The sequence below is a fragment of the Pelomonas sp. KK5 genome, from assembly GCF_001984095.1.
Lineage (GTDB): Bacteria > Pseudomonadota > Gammaproteobacteria > Burkholderiales > Burkholderiaceae_C > KK5.
The window spans coordinates 1-15,564 of the sequence record NZ_LYVQ01000034.1; the positions used below are offsets into that span (position 1 = coordinate 1).

Genomic DNA, 15,564 nt, shown 5'->3' on the forward strand with positions numbered 1-15,564 from the left:
GCTGAGGGGCCGCGCCGTGTTCATCGGCAGCAGCGCCTTCTTCGCCGATCCGGTGATGACCGCCGTCGGCCAGGTGAGCGGCCTGCGCCTGCTGGCCGGCACCTATGCGGCGCTGGGCGACGGCAGCATCGTCACCGATGCCGCGCCGCCGGCCGTCGCCGGGCTGTGGCTGCTGGCGCTGCTGCCCGCGCTGTGGGGCGCCCGGCGCGAGCAGCCACGCCTGTCGCAGCAGGCGGCGCCGGTGGCGCTGGCGCTGGTGCTGATCGGCGGCATCGCCATCATCACGCTGCAGCAGTCCCACGTGCTGCTGCCGGTGATCGGGCCGCTGTGGATGCTGGCGATCGGCCTGGTGCTGACCGGCGCGGCCGAGCTGCGCTGGGAGCACGAGACGCACCAGCGCCTGAGCTACGAACGCGCCGTGGCCGACGCCGCCAACCAGGCCAAGACCGAGTTCCTCGCCCACGTCAGCCACGAGATCCGCACGCCGATGAATGCGCTGCTGGGCATGGCCGACCTGCTGGGCCACACCCGGCTGGACCCGCAGCAGCGCCACTACGTCGAGGTCTTCCACAGCGCGGGCCAGTCGCTGTTCGCGCTGATCAACGACCTGCTGGACCTGTCCAAGATCGAGGCCGGGCAGCTCGAGCTGCAGGCCAGCGCCTTCCAGCCCGAGCCGCTGTTCGTGCAGCAGATGACGCTGCTGCGCCCGCGCGCCGAGGCCAAGGGCCTGAGCCTCTCCCTGCATGTGGAGGCCGACGCCCGCGCCTGGGTGCAGGGCGACCCGCAGCGCCTGGCCCAGGTGCTGGTCAACCTGATCGGCAACGCGATCAAGTTCACCCACCAGGGCGGCGTCAGCGTCAACGTGCGGCGCGGCACGGGCGGGATGCTCAGCTTCAGCGTGCGCGACACCGGCATCGGCATCGCCGCCGACAAGCACGAGCTGATCTTCCGCCCCTTCGTGCAGGCGGACGGCACTGTCGGCCGCCAGTACGGCGGCACCGGCCTGGGCCTGTCGATCTGCCGCACGCTGGTGGGGCTGATGGGCGGGCGCCTCTGGCTGGAGAGCCTGCCCGGCGAAGGGGCGACCTTCTTCGTCGAGCTGCCGCTGCCGGTGGTCGCGGCGCCGCCGGCCGCGCCCGAGGAAGCACCGGCCGCCGCCGCGCCGCCGCGCCTGCCGCCGCTGAACATCCTGCTGTGCGAGGACACCGAGCTCAACGTGCTGGTCTTCGAGGCCATGCTGCTGCCGCAGGGCCACCGGGTCGACCATGCGGAGAACGGCCTGGTGGGCCTGCACAAGTTCCGCTCCGGCCGCTACGACCTGGTGCTGATGGACCTGCAGATGCCGGGGCTGGACGGCCTGGCCGCCACCCGCGAGCTGCGCCGCATCGAACACGAGGACGGCGACCGGTTTCACACGCCGGTCATCGCGCTGACCGCCAATGCCTTCGAGTCCGACGTGCAGGCCAGCCTGGAGGCCGGCTGCGACGCCCACCTGACCAAGCCGATCAGCCAGCCGCAGCTGCTGGAAGCGCTGGCGCGGCATGTGCGAAGGCCGCTGGGGTCAGGTCTTGCCGCGGGGACGTCGTCAGCAGAAATTCGGCATTAGGTGTAGGCTCTCGCGCGCTGTTCCGGATCAACAAATACCAGGAGTTCCCGATGATCAACCTGACCGTCAACGGCAAGCCGGTCGCGCTGGATGGCGCCCCCGACGAGCCCCTTCTCTGGGCCCTGCGCGAGGATCTGCAGCTGACCGGCACCAAGTTCGGCTGCGGCATGGCCCTGTGCGGCGCCTGCACCGTGCATCTCGACGGCCAGCCGGTGCGTTCCTGCCAGACCCCGATCTCCGCCGCCGCCGGCAAGAAGGTGACGACGATCGAGGGCATCTCGGCCGGCAAGGTCGGCAAGGCGGTGCAGGCCGCGTGGCTGAAGATCGACGTGCCGCAGTGCGGCTACTGTCAGAGCGGGCAGATCATGAGCGCCTGCGCGCTGCTCGCCCAGAAGAAGTCGCCCAGCGACGCGGACATCGACGCCGCCATGAGCGGCAACATCTGCCGCTGCGGCACCTACAACCAGATCCGCGCCGCCATCCACACGGCGGCCGGCTCGCTGGCCAAGGGAGGCTGAGCATGGACGCCACCGCCATCACCACCTCCCGCCGCGGCCTGCTGAAGTCCGGCGCCGCCCTGGTCATCGGCTTCTCGATGCCGCTGGCCAGCCGCCTGGCGCAGGCCCAGGCCCCGGTCGACTCCAACACCTTCGCCCCCAACGCCTGGCTGCGCATCACGCCGGACAACCGCGTCAGCATCGTCTGCGGCTCCTCCGAGATGGGCCAGGGCGTGCTCACCGCGATCCCGATGCTGGCCGCCGAGGAACTGGACGCCGACTGGACCCTGGTCTCGGTCCAGCAGGCCCCGGTGGACACCGCCTACAACAACCCCGCCTTCGGCATGCAGGCCACCGGCGGCAGCTCGACCATCCGCGGCCACTGGGCGCCGCTGCGCACCGCCGGCGCGCAGGCGCGGCTGATGCTGGTGGCCGCCGCGGCCGAGCAGTGGAAGGTCGACCCGGCCACGCTGCGCACCGAGAAGAGCCATGTGATCGGCCCGGGCGGCAAGAAGCTCGCCTACGGCGCGCTCGTCGAAGCCGCCGCGAAGCAGCCGGTGCCCGAGAAGCCCGCGCTGAAGTCGCCCAAGGACTTCCGCATCATGGGCAAGCCGACCAACCGGCTCGACACGCCGCTGAAGATCAACGGCACGGCCAAGTTCGGCATCGACGCGCAGGTGGACGGCATGCTGGTCGCCGTGATGGCCCGCGCGCCCTTCCCCGACGCCAAGCCCAAGGCGATGGACGAGGCCAAGGCCAAGGCGGTCAAGGGCGTCAGGAAGATCATCACACTGCCGACCGGCGTGGCCGTGCTGGCCGATGGCTACTGGGCCGCGCGCCAGGGCCGCGAGGCGCTGGCGGTGCAGTGGGACCTGGGCGAGCGCGCCGGCTTCGACAGCGCCAAGGTGACGAGCGCGCTGGAGGCCGCCGCCTCGTCGGCCGATGCGGTCGCCGTGGACAAGGGCAACCCGAAGGACGCTGCCGCCAACGCTGCGCAGACCATCTCCGCCCGCTACGAGGTGCCCTACCTCGCCCATGCCTGCATGGAGCCGATGAACTGCACCGCCTGGGTCAAGGGCGACGAAGTGACCATCTGGGCCGGCACGCAGAGCCAGGGCCCGGTGCAGGGCATCCTCGCGCAGGTGGCGCAGGCCGCGCCGGCCAAGGTGAAGATCAACACGCTGCTGCTGGGCGGAGGCTTCGGCCGCCGCTTCGCGCCGGACTTCACCATCGACGCGACCCTGCTCTCCAAGATCAGCGGCAGCCCGGTCAAGCTGATCTACGCCCGCGAGGACGACATGGCCGCCGCCTTCTACCGCCCGGCCTCGGTCGTGCGCTTCGAGGGCTCGGTGGACGACAAGGGCCAGGCGACGATGCTGCGGGCCGACGTGGGTTCGCCGTCGATCATGGCCGCCTCCGGCTTCATGAAGATCCCGGAGAACGGCGTGGACAGCTTCGCCGTCGAGGGCCTGGCCGACCATCCGTACGCGATCGCCAACCAGCGCATCGCCTACGGTCGCGCCGAGCCGGGTCCGCAGGTGTGGTTCTGGCGCTCGGTGGGCCATTCGCAGAACGCCTTCTTCATCGAGAGCTTCATCGACGAGATGGCGCACGCCGCCAAGGCCGACCCGCTGAAGTTCCGCCTCGCCCTGCTGAACGAGGCGCCGCGCCACAAGGCAGTCCTGCAGGCCGCAGCCGAGCGCGCCGGCTACGGCAAGCCGCTGCCCAAGGGCCATTTCCACGGCATCGCAGTGGCGGAGAGCTTCGGCAGCCACGTGGCCGAGGTGGCCGAGGTGTCGGTGGCGCCGGACGGCACGCCGCGCGTGCACAAGGTGACGGCGGTGGTGGACTGCGGCCAGCTCGTCAACCCGCAGACCATCGCCCGCCAGATCGAAGGCGCCATCGTCTACGGCCTCTCGGCGGCGCTGTACGGCCGCATCAGCTACAAGGACGGCCGCGTCGAGCAGAGCAACTTCCACGACTACCCGGTCGTGCGGATGAACGAGATGCCCAAGGTCGACGTTCACATCCTCGCCAGCGGCGAGAACCCGGGCGGCATCGGCGAGCCGGGCACGCCGCCGCTGGCACCGGCGCTTTGCAATGCGATCTTCAAGGCGACCGGCGTGCGCATCCGCAACCTGCCGATCGATACCGCGCTGCTGAAGAAGGCCTGATCAGGCGAGATCGCCTTTCAGCTGGGCGACGAAGGCTTGCATCAGAGCCGCGTCGCCCGGCGCCATCAGGCTGCCGCGCAAGCGGAAGGTGCGCTCGATCTCGCGCATGCGCCAGCCGAACTCGTCCACCAGGTTCAGCAGTTCCTGGCGCTCGTCGGGGTCGGGTCTTGCCTTGATGCCGGCGATCAGCTGCTCGGGGCTCATCGAGTGGTCCAGCCCCGCGCTGCCGAACACCGCATGGATGCGCTGCAGGCGCTGCAGGCCGCGCTCCATCACCGCGCGCAGCTCCGGGCCGGCCTTGGCCAGCACGCCGTCCACCAGTGCGCGCAGGCCCAGGAAGCGGCGCAGCAGCGTCACTACCATCGCGGCCTTGCGGGCCAGCTGCTGCTCGGTCTCCACCGAGTCGAGGAACTCGGCCATCTCGCGCGAACCGCGGGTAGCCATGTAGACCAGCAGCGAGACCGGCTGGCTGAACTCGCCCGGGATCAGCTTGGCGGAGATCGTGGCGCGCATCAGCGGGCCGGTGCCGGCCTCGATCAGGCCCGCCAGCCATTCGGCCTTGGCCAGCAGTTGCTGCGGCAGCGTGAACTGCTCGTCGGCGATGCCCCGGGGATAGCCGAAGCCGTCCAGCCGCTCGTGGTGGGACAGCACCGCATCGGCCACCAGCGGGCCGGCGCCCTCCATCGCCGCGAGCACCCGGGAACCGATCAGCGGATGGCTGGCGATCTGGCGGAACACGGTGGCGTCCAGCTCGCGCTCGCGGTCGTGGAAGACGGGCTCGATGAACAGCTCCCCGACGTCGTGCACCAGCGCCGCCAGCGCCAGCTGCCGCTGCAGCATGGCCTTGCCCGGCAGCAGCTTGCGGGCCATGGACAGCGTCAGCAGGGCCACGCCCACCGCGTGGCGCAGCCGCTCGCCGGGCTGCTCGGCATAGACGGTCAGCAGCGCCTGCAGCGGCGGCGAGAGCCGCAGCCGGCCGATCACCTCGGGCAGCGATTCGTCGGCATCGACGGCGTCCAGCGCCAGCAGCAGCGGGTACTCGTCGATCAGCTGCGCGGCGAGCTGCTGCAATTGCGCGCCGCCGATGCCATCGGCGATGACCACGCTGTTTTCCAGCGGCCGTGAGGGCCGGCTGTGGCGCAGCACCTCGCGCACGTCCTCGTCCAGCCGCGTGCGCGCCGCCAGCAGCCGCGCGCCGGATTCGCTGGTGATGTCCGCGCCGGCACGCACGTCGTAGCGTTCGCCGGCCGACAGCAGGTGATGCAGATAGTGCGGGTTGACCCCGCCGGTCTCCCCGTGGGGATCCAGCAGCACGATGCGCCTGTCGCTGACCTTCGACATGCCTGCCCAGCCCCCTGACCCTGTTGTTGTTGACCTTGATTCTGAACGTCCGCCCGGCAGGCTTCAACGCCGGCCGGGCGCTCCTTGGACAAACCGCCGAATTTCGACGTTAGCAAGCGACGCCCGGGCCTGCCGTTTGCCGATGGCGGCCATTCCGACATCACCGAAACAGCCCATGCAAGCCCAGATCGATGAGATCCTCGCGATCACCCGGCGCGAGCTGCTGATCGCAGGCGGCGCCTGCGCCGCGGCCACCACCGCCACTGCCGCACCCGCCGCAAGAACCACGCCACCGCCGATGTCCGCCCCGCCGCCCACCAGCACCATCACCCTGAACGTCAACGGCAGATCCGAGCCACTGGTGCTGGACAACCGGACCTCACTGCTGGACGCGCTGCGCGAGCACCTGCACCTGACCGGCACCAAGAAGGGCTGCGACCACGGCCAGTGCGGCGCGTGCACCGTGCTCCTGGACGGCCGGCGCATCAACAGCTGCCTGACCCTGGCCGTGATGCACGACGGCGCGCAGCTCACCACCATCGAGGGCCTGGGCCGCCCCGGCCGGCTGCACCCGCTGCAGGCCGCCTTCGTCGAGCATGACGCCTACCAGTGCGGCTACTGCACGCCGGGGCAGATCTGCTCGGCGGTGGGCATGCTGCAGGAACTGGCGCAGGGCCTGCCGAGCCACGCGAGCGCCGACCTGCTGGCCGCGCCGGCCTTCAGCGGCGCCGAGCTGCGCGAGCGCATGAGCGGCAACATCTGTCGCTGCGGGGCCTACTCGAACATCATCGAGGCGATCGCCGAGGTGGCCGGCGCAACAGCGACCACGAAGGCCGCGTCATGAAGGCCTTCAGCTTCGAGCGCGCCGCCTCGCCGGAGGCCGCCGTGCGCGCAGCGGCCGGGCGCCCCGGCGCCCGCTTCATCGCCGGCGGCACCAATCTGCTGGACCTGATGAAGCTGCAGGTCGAGACGCCGGCCCATCTGGTGGATGTCAACGGGCTGGGCCTGGACCGCGTCGAGCCCACGCCCGAGGGCGGCCTGCGCATCGGCGCGCTGGTGCGCAACACCGACCTGGCCGCCGACCTGCGGGTGCGCCGCGACTATGCGGTACTGTCCCGCGCGCTGCTGGCCGGCGCATCGGGTCAGTTGCGCAACCGCGCCACCACCGCCGGCAACCTGCTGCAGCGCACCCGCTGCCCCTACTTCTACGACGGCAACCAGCCCTGCAACAAGCGCCGGCCCGGCAGCGGCTGCGCGGCGCTGGACGGCGGCGCAAGCCGGCAGCTGGCGGTGATCGGCGGCAGCGGCGCCTGCATCGCCACGCATCCGAGCGACATGGCGGTGGCGATGCGGCTGCTCGACGCCACGGTCGAGACGCTGGCCCCTAACGGGCAGGCTCGACGCATCCCGATCGTCGAGCTGCATCGCCTGCCGGAGGCCGCGCCGCAGATCGAGACCACGTTGGAGCCCGGCGAGCTGATCACCGCGGTGACGCTGCCCCGGCCGCTGGGCGGCACGCACGTCTACCGCAAGGTGCGCGACCGCAGCTCCTACGCCTTCGCGCTGGTCTCGGTGGCCGCGGTGCTGCAGCCGGACGGCTCGGGCCGCGTCGCGCTGGGCGGCGTCGCGCCGAAGCCCTGGCGCGTGGAGGCGGCCGAGGCCGAGATGCCACGCGGCGCCAGGGCCCTGACGGCACGGCTGCTCGACGGCGCGCGGCCCACCACCGACAACGCCTTCAAGCTGACGCTGGCCGAACGCACGCTGGCTGCGGTGATGGCGGGAGATCGCGCATGAAGTTCGACACCCCGGCCACCACCAATCCGATCGACCAGCTGAAGGTCGTCGGGCACCCGACATCGCGCATCGACGGGCCGCTGAAGACCACCGGCACGGCGCCCTATGCCTACGAGCGGCACGACATCGCGGCCCGCCCGGCCTATGGCTGGGTGGTCGGCGCGGCCATCGCCAAGGGGCGCATCGCCGCGCTGGACGACCGGGCCGCGCGCGCCGCGCCGGGCGTGCTGGCGATCGTCACCGCGCGCAATGCGGGCAAGCTCGGCAAGGGTTCGAAGAACACCGCCAGGCTGCTCGGCGGTCCGGCCATCGAGCACTACCACCAGGCCGTGGCGCTGGTGGTGGCCGAGAGCTTCGAGCAGGCCCGCGCCGCGGCGGCGCTGCTGAAGATCGACTACGCGGCGGCGCCGGGCGCCTTCAGCCTGGCCGCCGGCAAGGACGGCGCGAAGGCGCCCAAGGGCGGCGGCGGCGTCGGCGGGCCGCCGGCCAGCCAGGTCGGCGACTTCGACGGCGCCTTCGCGCAGGCCGCGGTGCGGCTGGACCAGCACTACACGACGCCCGACCAGTCCCACGCGATGATGGAGCCGCATGCCACGCTGGCCACATGGGAAGGCGACCGGCTCACCGTCTGGACCGCCAACCAGATGGTCGACTGGGGCCGTGGCGACCTGGCCAGGACCCTGGGCATCCCGCGCGACAAGGTGCGGCTGGTCTCGCCCTTCATCGGCGGCGGCTTCGGTGGCAAGCTGTTCCTGCGGGCCGATGTGCTGCTGGCCGCGTTGGGCGCGCGGGCGGTGAAGCGGCCGGTCAAGGTGGCGCTGCAGCGGCCGCTGGTCGCCAACAACACGACCCACCGGCCGGCCACGATCCAGCGCATCCGCATCGGCGCGGGGCGCGACGGGCGCATCACGGCGATCGCGCACGAGAGCTGGTCGGGCAACCTGGAAGGCGGTTCGCCAGAGACCGCGGTGATGCAGACCCGGCTGCTCTATGCCGGCGCCCACCGGATGACGGCGATGAAGCTGGCGACGCTGGACCTGCCCGAGGGCAATGCGATGCGCGCGCCGGGCGAGGCGCCGGGCCTGATGGCGCTGGAGATCGCGATCGACGAGATGGCCGAGCAGCTGGGGCTCGACCCGGTCGAGTTCCGCCTGCGCAACGACACGCTGGTGGACCCCGAGAAGCCCGCGCGCCCGTTCTCGCAGCGCCGGCTGGCCGACTGCCTGCGCCAGGGCGCCGGGCAGTTCGGCTGGCACGAACGGCGCGCGCCCGGCCAGCGCCGCGAGGGACGCTGGCTGGTCGGCCTCGGCGTGGCGGCAGCCTTGCGCAACAACCTGGTGATGAAGTCCGCCGCGCGCGTGCGCATCGACCACGAGGGCATCGTGACCGTCGAGACCGACATGACCGACATCGGCACCGGCAGCTATACGGTGCTGGCGCAGACGGCCGCCGAGATGCTGGGCGTGCCGCTGGAGCGGGTGCGGGTGCGGCTGGGCGACTCGGCCTTCCCGGTCTCCTGCGGCTCGGGCGGGCAGTGGGGCGGCAACAGCGCCAGCGCCGGGGTCTATGCGGCCTGCGTCAAGCTGCGCGAGGCGCTGGCGCGGCGCCACGGTATCGCGCCGGCGGAGCTGCGGCTGGCCGATGGGCAGTTGCTGTCCGGCGCGCAGCCGATGGGCCTGGGCGAGGCTGTCGGCCCGGCGGGCCTGCAGGCCGAGGACCATATGGAGTACGGGCAGCTCGACAAGCAGTTCCAGCAGTCCACCTTCGGCGCGCACTTCGTCGAGGTGGCGGTGGATGCGGCCACCGGCGAGACCCGCGTGCGCCGCATGCTGGCGGTGTGTGCCGCCGGCCGCATCCTGAACCCGAAGACCGCGCGCAGCCAGGTGATCGGCGCGATGACGATGGGCGTCGGCGCGGCGCTGATGGAGGAACTGGTGGTCGACGAGCGGCGCGGCTTCTTCGTCAACCACGACCTGGCCGGCTACGAGGTGCCGGTGCATGCGGACATCCCGCAGCAGGAGGTGGTGTTCCTCGACGAGACCGATCCGATGTCCTCGCCACTGAAGGCCAAGGGCGTGGGCGAGCTGGGCATCTGCGGGGTCGGCGCGGCAGTGGCCAATGCGGTCTACAACGCCACCGGCGTGCGGGTGCGCGACTATCCGGTGCGGCTGGACAAGCTGTTGAAGGGCCTGCCTGCGGTGGCATGATCACCGCCCATGAGCCCCACGAATCACTTCTACGAACGCATTCCCGGCAAGCCCGGCGATGTCGGCGGCATCCCGATCAACCGGGCGATGCCCACCGCGCGGCGGCGCCTGATCGGTGCCTGGTGCTTCCTCGACCATGCCGGCCCGGCCCCGCTGGCGCCCGGCAAGGGCATGCGGGTGGGCCCGCATCCGCACACCGGCCTGCAGACCTTCAGCTGGATGATCGAGGGCGAGGTGCTGCACCGCGACAGCCTCGGCAGCGAGCAGGTGCTGCGCCAGGGCCAGGTCAACCTGATGACCGCCGGGCGGGCGATCGCGCACTCGGAAGAGTCGCTGTCCGACCGCATCCACCTGGCCCAGCTGTGGATCGCGCTGCCGGACGCGCAGCGCTTCTGCGAGCCGGCCTTCCAGCACTTTCCGGAGCTGCCGCACATCGGCCAGGACGGCTTCGAGCTGACGCTGCTGACCGGCCGCTATGGCGAGGAGGTCTCGCCGGTGCCGCAGTACACGCCGCTGCTGGGCGTGGACATCGCCAGCGGCAGCGAAGCGGCCACGACACTGGCGCTGGACACCGGCTTCGAGCACGGGCTGATGGTGCTGGAAGGCGCCGTCACCCTCGGCATCGACGGCAACGACGAGCGGCTTGAACCGGGCAGCCTGCTCTACATCGCGCCGGGCCTGGCCTCGCTGGACCTGGCCGCCGAAGGCCCGGCCCGCCTGCTGCTGCTGGGCGGCGAGCCGCTGCAGGAGCAGCCGCTGCTGTTCTGGAACTTCGTCGGTCGCAACGGCGAGGACATCCAGCGCTTCGCGGCCGACTGGAACGCCGGCAGCGGCGTCTTCGCTGGCGTCGAGGTACGGGGTTATGACGGGCCGCGGTTGCCGGCGCCGGACGCCTCGCAGCTGCACCTGCGAGCGAGCCGCTGAAGCGGTTTCCGCATGGCGTAGGCGCCGGCCTACACGCGCATGCAGCGCCGGCTCACGCCGGGACTGGCCGGGGCCGGACGCCGGCGCCGCGGCCACCTGCCTAAAGTCGGCTCATCCCCGTCGACTTGCAGGAGCCCCTCATCATGCTTCACTACGCCATCGTCTTCCTCGTCATCGCGCTGATCGCGGCGCTTTTCGGCTTCGGCGGCATCGCGGCCGGCGCGGTCGGCATCGCCAAGCTGCTGTTCTTCGTGTTCATCGCGATGGCGATCGCGAGCTTCATCGTCAGCCTGGTGCGGCGCTGATGCTGGCCACCGTCCCGGCCGCCGGCGCCGAACCGCCGCTGAGCCCCGGCCTTCAGGCCTATCTGCGCAACTGCGTGCAGGAGCGGCTGCAGGAGGAAGGGCATGCCGGCTCGCCCTGGTTCCGCATCCACCTGTATCTGCGGCTGGGAGATGCCGGCACCGCCGCCGCACTGGATCGGGACCTGCGCCAGCACCGGAACCAGGGCCTGATCGCGCTGTTCGGCCAACTGGCGCCCGAGCTGCCGTCCATGCAGGCCGCGCTGGCGCGCCAGCTGCACCTGATGCACGGCTATGACCGGCAGCTGCAACTGGTGTCCGCTCCGGCCGAACAGCGGCCGACCCAGCTGCAGCTGGGTGAACAGCGCTTCGCCGTGTTCACCCTGCACGGCGACGCCGACTGCCTGCACCGGGTGATGCCCTGCCCGATGCTGGTGTTCTGTCCGCTGGCTTCCTGAAGCAAGACGGCTCGCCCATGAGAAAAGGCCGGTCAGCCGACCGGCCTTTCCCTTTTCTGCGGGCCGCGCGTATCAGCGGCCGGCCAGCGTGGCCTCCGTCATTCCGGCGGCCGGCGGCGGCAGCGGAGCGGCCTGCACCAACGCGGCAAGGCACTGGTCGCGCTCAAGCCGGCCCGTCTGCATCATGCATGCATGGCGATCGCGCTCCTGCTGCTGCCGGGCCTGGCGCCGGTTCTCGAGCTGGGCGATGTTGTTCGTGAGGATCTGGTAGAGCACGACCACCATGACCACGGCCAGCAGCACGCCGGCCAGGGCAAAGCGTTGCTGCAGGGTGGAGGCTCGCGTGCGCTCCCTCACGGCGGCCAGGTGGGCGCTTGCGATGGTCGCGGCGGTGCCGATCGGGTACGGAGTGCTCATGTCCAACAAGTCCTCGGAAAGTCCAGCTGCCGCGCATTAAAAACGCCGCATCGAAGCGACGTCCATGTGGCAGTTAGGGGGGGCCGAAGTCTGTCAACCAGCGTCCGTGAGATTGTTCTCCGTCAGGAAGGGAAAGGCCACCTCATAACCTACGTCCAGCTCGCTGGCATCGAAGTGCGCTGGCACTGCCTGCCCGCCTTGGGCAAAGGGTTGCAGGCCGGCATCGGGAGCGTTCTGGGCAGCTTGGTATTGCATGAGGTGTCTCTCCGTTTTCTGACTCAACGAATGGAGCGTGTCGGTCGACGACAGGCGGGAGGAAGGCTGTTACCTCTTCTTACCCAGTTCATTGCCGATCACGCCGCCGGCGACCGCGCCGCCGACCGTGCCGACGGTGCTGCCACCGGTGGCCGCCGCGCCGACGACGCCGCCGACCGCGGTGCCGACCAGGGCGCTGCTTTCACGACGGCTCATGCCGGCGCAGGCGCTGAGCGAAATGGCCAGGACGGCTGTCAGGACGATGCCGCCGTGGCGCTTGAGAGATTGCTTGTTGCTGACGTTCATGGTGTAGACCTCGCTTGTGTTGGGGGCTGGTGCCCTCGGGCGCCACATGCCGTGGCAGCGTGGAGCCAGTGTGGGGCGCTGCCCCGGCGCGAGGAATCGGCTTGTGCCGCGAGGCCTCGTCGGAGGCGTCCGACAAGGCGCGTAAGCAGATGAAATGAAAAAAGGCCCGCCATCGATGGCGGGCCTCCTGCGCGGGGCAAGCCGGCTCAGGCGGCCAGCGTGCCGGCCTGGTAGTCGCGCACCGCCTGGATCAGCTCGGCCTGCGTGTTCATCACGAAGGGGCCGTGCTGGGCGATCGGCTCGTCCAGCGGCCGCCCCGCGATCAGCAGCACCCGGGTCGCGGCATCGCCGGCGGTCAGCCGCACGCCGTCGCTGCCCGGCGTGTTGGCCAGGATGGCCATCCGCTGCGCAGGCACCTGGCAGCCCGTCTCGAACTTCAGCGCGCCGCGATAGACGTAGGCGAAGGCGTTGTGCGTATCGGGCAGCGCCTGCTCGAAGCTGGCGCCCGGCTCCAGGTGCAGGTCCAGGTACAGCGGCTCGGTGTGCTCGCGCTGCACCGCGCCGCCGACGCCATGGCTGGCACCGGCGATCACGCGCACGGTCGCGCCCGGCAACTGCAGTTCCGGGATCTCGCCGCTCGGGATGTCGCGATACCAGGGCGCGCGCATCTTGTCCTTGGCGGGCAGGTTGAGCCACAGCTGGAAGCCTTCCATGCGGCCTTCGCGCTGCTCCGGCAGTTCGCTGTGGATCACGCCGCGGCCAGCGGTCATCCACTGCACGCCGCCGTCGGCCACCATGCCTTCATGGCCGGCCGAGTCGCGATGGCGCATGCGGCCCTCCAGCATGTAGCTGATGGTCTCGAAGCCGCGGTGCGGGTGGTCGGGGAAGCCGGCGATGTAGTCGTCGGCACTGTCCGAGCCGAAGGCATCCAGCATCAGGAAGGGGTCCAGGCGGCGCTGCAGGTTCTGGGTCAGCACGCGGGTCAGCTTGACGCCGGCGCCGTCGCTGGTCGCCTGCCCGGCGACCAGGCGTTCCACGGCACGCGGCTGGCGCAGCGCAAGGGTGGTCGTCATGGTCGTTTATCCTCTCTGTCAGATGAAGCTGGGAGTCGGCACTCAGGCCGTCACGCCGCCCAGCAGTTCGGCGATCTGCGCGCGGGCCGCGGCCACGCCGGCGGCTTCCGCGTCCGGGCCCATGGCCAGGCCTTCCGCGTAGATGAACTCGACCTCGGTCATGCCCAGGAAGCCCAGCACCGTGCGCAGGTAGGGCGTGACGCCGTCGGTCACCTGGCCGCGATGGACGCCGCCGGAGGCGCTGACGATGTACACCTTCTTGCCGGTGACCTGGCCGACCGGGCCGGTGGCGCCGTACTTGAAGGTGGTGCCGGCGCGGGCGACCGCGTCGATCCAGTTCTTCAGCTGCGTGGGCACGCCGAAGTTGATCATCGGCGTGGCGATCACGATCGCGTCGGCGGCGAACAGCTCGTCGATCAGCGCGTCGTTGGCGGCCACGCGCTCGGCCTGCTCGGCGCTGCGCTTGTCGGCGGGGGTGAACAGGGCGCCCAGGGCGGCCTCGTCCATCGCCGGGTGCGGGTTCAGGCCCAGGTCGCGCACGGTCAGCTTGCTTTGGCTGTTAGCGGCCTGGAGGCCGGCCACCAGCTCGGTGGCCAGGCGGGTCGAATAAGAACCTTGGCCGTCCTGGACACGACGGGCGCTGGAGTTCAGTTGCAGGATGTTCATCAGGGGCTCCTTGGTGTGGGTTGCTGGTCTCAGTGACCGTGAGAAGAACTGTAGGAGCAACAATCCCCCAGCAGAAGCCCGCTATTTGGATAAGATTGTTCCACTGACGGAACAATCATGAGCATCGCATCCCCTTCCCTGGACGCCGACGACCTGCTGCTCTATGCCCGCGTCGTCGATGCCGGCAGCTTCAGCCGCGCGGCCGAACGCATGCGGCTGCCCAAGTCCACCGTGTCGCGCCGCATCGCCGCGCTGGAAGAGCGCCTGGGCGAGAAGCTGCTCCAGCGCAGCACCCGGCACCTGACGCTGACCGAATTCGGCGCCGGCATCCTGGAGCATGCACGGGCGCTCTCGGCCGAGGTGGACGCGGCGCTGAGCCTGGCCCTGTCGCGCCAGCAGCGGCCCAGCGGCCGCCTGCGCGTGACGATGCCGGCGGACTTCGCCCACCAGGCGCTGGGCGGCATGCTGACCCGCTTCGCGCTGGACTACCCGGAGGTGCAGCTGGAGCTGGACCTGTCGCCGCGCCGCGTGGACATCATCGCCGAGGGCTTCGACCTGGCGGTGCGCATGGGCGAGCTGCAGCAGGACAGCCAGCTCGCCGCGCGTCGCATGGCGCTGGTCAGCACCGGCCTGTATGCCTCGCCCGCCTACCTGCGCCAGCACGGCGAGCCGCAGCTGCCGCAGGCGCTGGCCTCGATGTGCGGGCTGATGATCCTGTCGCGCTCCGGCGAGCCGATGGCCTGGAGCCTCTCCCGCGGCGAAGGCCACGAGGGCGAGCACTGGAGCGGCATCCCGGCCCAGCGCATCCTGGTCAACGCGCCGGACATGCTGCTGCGCTTCGCCGTGGCGGGCGTGGGCATCACCGCGGTGGGCGACCATTTCGCCTGGGAACACGTGCAGCGCGGCGAACTGGTGCGCGTGCTGCCCGACTGGCACCTGGCGCCGGCCGCCTGCTGGGCGGTGTTCCCCGAGCGCAAGCTGATGCCGCTGCGCACACGGGTGTTCCTGGAGGCGATGGCAGCTGCGCTGGTGCCCTGCTCCAAGCCCGCGCCGTCGGCCTAACCGGTTACTTTCGCAGACAGCGCCTCGGCCAGCAGCGCCTCGCAGCGCTCCTCATGCTGCCCGATCTCGGCCAGCGTGACCTCGATGTCGTCGAGCTGCTGCTCCAACTGGCGGCGGTGGTTGTGCAGCACCTCAAGGAAGGCGCGCAGCTGGGGCACGGCGTCCGACTCGGAGTCGTACATGTCCACCAGCTGCTTGATCTCCTGCAGCGCCAGGCCCAGGCGCTTGCCCCGCAGCGTCAGCTTCAGCCGCGTGCGGTCGCGGTGGCTGTAGACGCGGTTGCGGCCGGCGCGGCCCGGCTCCAGCAGGCCCATGTCCTCGTAGAAGCGGATGGCGCGCGGGGTGATGTCGAACTCGGCCGCCAGCTCGGTGATCGTGTACAGGCGTTCCTGCTGCAGGGCGGGGCTCGGTTTCGCGCTGGACTCGGTGCTCATGGCTAAACTGTGGCTCGAAATGACGTTAACGTAAACGTAAGTCTAAAG

At 70.8% G+C, this 15,564-nt stretch carries 17 protein-coding genes; 10 read left to right on the forward strand and 7 right to left on the reverse strand.

The genetic code is table 11. The features are described from left to right. The 3 genes from B0W88_RS07325 to B0W88_RS07335 all read left to right on the forward strand — a co-directional run. The coding region (locus B0W88_RS07325; protein ID WP_144006659.1) for an ATP-binding protein at nucleotides 1-1,606 on the forward strand (1,606 nt) is incomplete at its 5' end. A 50-nt stretch (nucleotides 1,607-1,656) separates the two neighbouring features. Next, nucleotides 1,657-2,124, forward strand: a complete 468-nt coding sequence (locus B0W88_RS07330) for a (2Fe-2S)-binding protein (protein ID WP_077034008.1) — start codon at nucleotides 1,657-1,659, stop codon at nucleotides 2,122-2,124. A gap of 2 nt (nucleotides 2,125-2,126) precedes the next feature. Then, complete coding sequence (locus tag B0W88_RS07335) at nucleotides 2,127-4,277, forward strand: xanthine dehydrogenase family protein molybdopterin-binding subunit (RefSeq protein WP_077034009.1); 2,151 nt, start codon at nucleotides 2,127-2,129, stop codon at nucleotides 4,275-4,277. On the opposite strand, the gene B0W88_RS07340 is transcribed toward B0W88_RS07335, so the two are convergent. After that, on the reverse strand, nucleotides 4,278-5,618 hold the full coding sequence (locus tag B0W88_RS07340) for an HD-GYP domain-containing protein (protein ID WP_077034010.1): 1,341 nt from the start codon (nucleotides 5,616-5,618) through the stop codon (nucleotides 4,278-4,280). It lies immediately after the preceding gene. 175 nt (nucleotides 5,619-5,793) lie between these two features. On the opposite strand from B0W88_RS07340, the gene paoA reads away from it, so the two are divergent. The 6 genes from paoA (at nucleotide 5,794) to B0W88_RS07370 (ending at nucleotide 11,303) form a co-directional block, all read left to right on the forward strand. Further along, nucleotides 5,794-6,462 (forward strand): aldehyde dehydrogenase iron-sulfur subunit PaoA, encoded by a 669-nt coding sequence (gene paoA / locus B0W88_RS07345; RefSeq protein WP_077034011.1) that lies wholly within the window; start codon nucleotides 5,794-5,796, stop codon nucleotides 6,460-6,462. Continuing rightward, nucleotides 6,459-7,412: a xanthine dehydrogenase family protein subunit M gene (locus B0W88_RS07350; RefSeq protein WP_077034012.1), complete on the forward strand. Its 954-nt coding sequence runs from the start codon at nucleotides 6,459-6,461 to the stop codon at nucleotides 7,410-7,412. The genes paoA and B0W88_RS07350 overlap by 4 nt, the downstream gene beginning before the upstream one ends. Further along, on the forward strand, nucleotides 7,409-9,619 hold the full coding sequence (gene paoC, locus B0W88_RS07355; RefSeq protein ID WP_077034013.1) for an aldehyde oxidoreductase molybdenum-binding subunit PaoC: 2,211 nt from the start codon (nucleotides 7,409-7,411) through the stop codon (nucleotides 9,617-9,619). Before B0W88_RS07350 ends, paoC begins: the two co-directional genes overlap by 4 nt. 9 nt (nucleotides 9,620-9,628) lie before the next feature. Beyond that, on the forward strand, nucleotides 9,629-10,543 hold the full coding sequence (locus tag B0W88_RS07360) for a pirin family protein (RefSeq protein ID WP_077034014.1): 915 nt from the start codon (nucleotides 9,629-9,631) through the stop codon (nucleotides 10,541-10,543). A 143-nt stretch (nucleotides 10,544-10,686) separates the two neighbouring features. Beyond that, nucleotides 10,687-10,848, forward strand: coding sequence for a DUF1328 domain-containing protein (locus B0W88_RS07365; protein ID WP_077034015.1), 162 nt, complete (start codon nucleotides 10,687-10,689; stop codon nucleotides 10,846-10,848). After that, nucleotides 10,848-11,303 carry a hypothetical protein gene (locus tag B0W88_RS07370; RefSeq protein WP_077034016.1) on the forward strand — a complete coding sequence of 152 codons (456 nt, stop codon included), beginning with the start codon at nucleotides 10,848-10,850 and terminating at the stop codon, nucleotides 11,301-11,303. The genes B0W88_RS07365 and B0W88_RS07370 overlap by 1 nt, the downstream gene beginning before the upstream one ends. Nucleotides 11,304-11,375: 72 nt before the next feature. Here B0W88_RS07370 and B0W88_RS07375 read toward each other — a convergent pair whose 3' ends face one another. The 5 genes from B0W88_RS07375 to B0W88_RS07390 all read right to left on the reverse strand — a co-directional run bounded on the left by B0W88_RS07375 (nucleotide 11,376) and on the right by B0W88_RS07390 (nucleotide 14,020). Continuing rightward, nucleotides 11,376-11,720, reverse strand: a complete 345-nt coding sequence (locus tag B0W88_RS07375; RefSeq protein ID WP_077034017.1) for a hypothetical protein — start codon at nucleotides 11,718-11,720, stop codon at nucleotides 11,376-11,378. A gap of 93 nt (nucleotides 11,721-11,813) precedes the next feature. Beyond that, a complete protein-coding gene (locus tag B0W88_RS33510) occupies nucleotides 11,814-11,975 on the reverse strand; it encodes a hypothetical protein (RefSeq protein WP_158080817.1) in 162 nt (53 codons plus the stop codon). 69 nt (nucleotides 11,976-12,044) lie between these two features. Further along, a complete protein-coding gene (locus tag B0W88_RS07380; protein ID WP_077034018.1) occupies nucleotides 12,045-12,281 on the reverse strand; it encodes a glycine zipper 2TM domain-containing protein in 237 nt (78 codons plus the stop codon). Between the two features lie 206 nt (nucleotides 12,282-12,487). Beyond that, a complete protein-coding gene (locus B0W88_RS07385) occupies nucleotides 12,488-13,354 on the reverse strand; it encodes a pirin family protein (RefSeq protein WP_077034019.1) in 867 nt (288 codons plus the stop codon). A gap of 42 nt (nucleotides 13,355-13,396) precedes the next feature. Further along, on the reverse strand, nucleotides 13,397-14,020 hold the full coding sequence (locus tag B0W88_RS07390) for an FMN-dependent NADH-azoreductase (protein ID WP_077034020.1): 624 nt from the start codon (nucleotides 14,018-14,020) through the stop codon (nucleotides 13,397-13,399). Between the two features lie 117 nt (nucleotides 14,021-14,137). On the opposite strand from B0W88_RS07390, the gene B0W88_RS07395 reads away from it, so the two are divergent. After that, on the forward strand, nucleotides 14,138-15,082 hold the full coding sequence (locus tag B0W88_RS07395; RefSeq protein ID WP_077034021.1) for a LysR family transcriptional regulator: 945 nt from the start codon (nucleotides 14,138-14,140) through the stop codon (nucleotides 15,080-15,082). Here B0W88_RS07395 and B0W88_RS07400 read toward each other — a convergent pair. Beyond that, nucleotides 15,079-15,516 carry a MerR family DNA-binding transcriptional regulator gene (locus B0W88_RS07400; RefSeq protein ID WP_077034022.1) on the reverse strand — a complete coding sequence of 146 codons (438 nt, stop codon included), beginning with the start codon at nucleotides 15,514-15,516 and terminating at the stop codon, nucleotides 15,079-15,081. The two genes, B0W88_RS07395 and B0W88_RS07400, sit on opposite strands and share 4 nt — an antisense overlap. Nucleotides 15,517-15,564 lie beyond the last annotated feature (48 nt).

Bases quoted from the DNA above. Each gene is read 5' to 3' on its own strand.
- B0W88_RS07400 (WP_077034022.1), bottom strand. From the start codon at position 15,516: ATGAGCACCGAGTCCAGCGCGAAACCGAGCCCCGCCCTGCAGCAGGAA.
- B0W88_RS07380 (WP_077034018.1), bottom strand. From the start codon at position 12,281: ATGAACGTCAGCAACAAGCAATCTCTCAAGCGCCACGGCGGCATCGTC.
- B0W88_RS07350 (WP_077034012.1), top strand. From the start codon at position 6,459: ATGAAGGCCTTCAGCTTCGAGCGCGCCGCCTCGCCGGAGGCCGCCGTG.
- paoA (WP_077034011.1), top strand. From the start codon at position 5,794: ATGCAAGCCCAGATCGATGAGATCCTCGCGATCACCCGGCGCGAGCTG.
- B0W88_RS33510 (WP_158080817.1), bottom strand. From the start codon at position 11,975: ATGCAATACCAAGCTGCCCAGAACGCTCCCGATGCCGGCCTGCAACCC.
- B0W88_RS07375 (WP_077034017.1), bottom strand. From the start codon at position 11,720: ATGAGCACTCCGTACCCGATCGGCACCGCCGCGACCATCGCAAGCGCC.
- paoC (WP_077034013.1), top strand. From the start codon at position 7,409: ATGAAGTTCGACACCCCGGCCACCACCAATCCGATCGACCAGCTGAAG.
- B0W88_RS07335 (WP_077034009.1), top strand. From the start codon at position 2,127: ATGGACGCCACCGCCATCACCACCTCCCGCCGCGGCCTGCTGAAGTCC.
- B0W88_RS07360 (WP_077034014.1), top strand. From the start codon at position 9,629: ATGAGCCCCACGAATCACTTCTACGAACGCATTCCCGGCAAGCCCGGC.
- B0W88_RS07330 (WP_077034008.1), top strand. From the start codon at position 1,657: ATGATCAACCTGACCGTCAACGGCAAGCCGGTCGCGCTGGATGGCGCC.
- B0W88_RS07390 (WP_077034020.1), bottom strand. From the start codon at position 14,020: ATGAACATCCTGCAACTGAACTCCAGCGCCCGTCGTGTCCAGGACGGC.
- B0W88_RS07370 (WP_077034016.1), top strand. From the start codon at position 10,848: ATGCTGGCCACCGTCCCGGCCGCCGGCGCCGAACCGCCGCTGAGCCCC.
- B0W88_RS07395 (WP_077034021.1), top strand. From the start codon at position 14,138: ATGAGCATCGCATCCCCTTCCCTGGACGCCGACGACCTGCTGCTCTAT.
- B0W88_RS07340 (WP_077034010.1), bottom strand. From the start codon at position 5,618: ATGTCGAAGGTCAGCGACAGGCGCATCGTGCTGCTGGATCCCCACGGG.
- B0W88_RS07385 (WP_077034019.1), bottom strand. From the start codon at position 13,354: ATGACGACCACCCTTGCGCTGCGCCAGCCGCGTGCCGTGGAACGCCTG.
- B0W88_RS07365 (WP_077034015.1), top strand. From the start codon at position 10,687: ATGCTTCACTACGCCATCGTCTTCCTCGTCATCGCGCTGATCGCGGCG.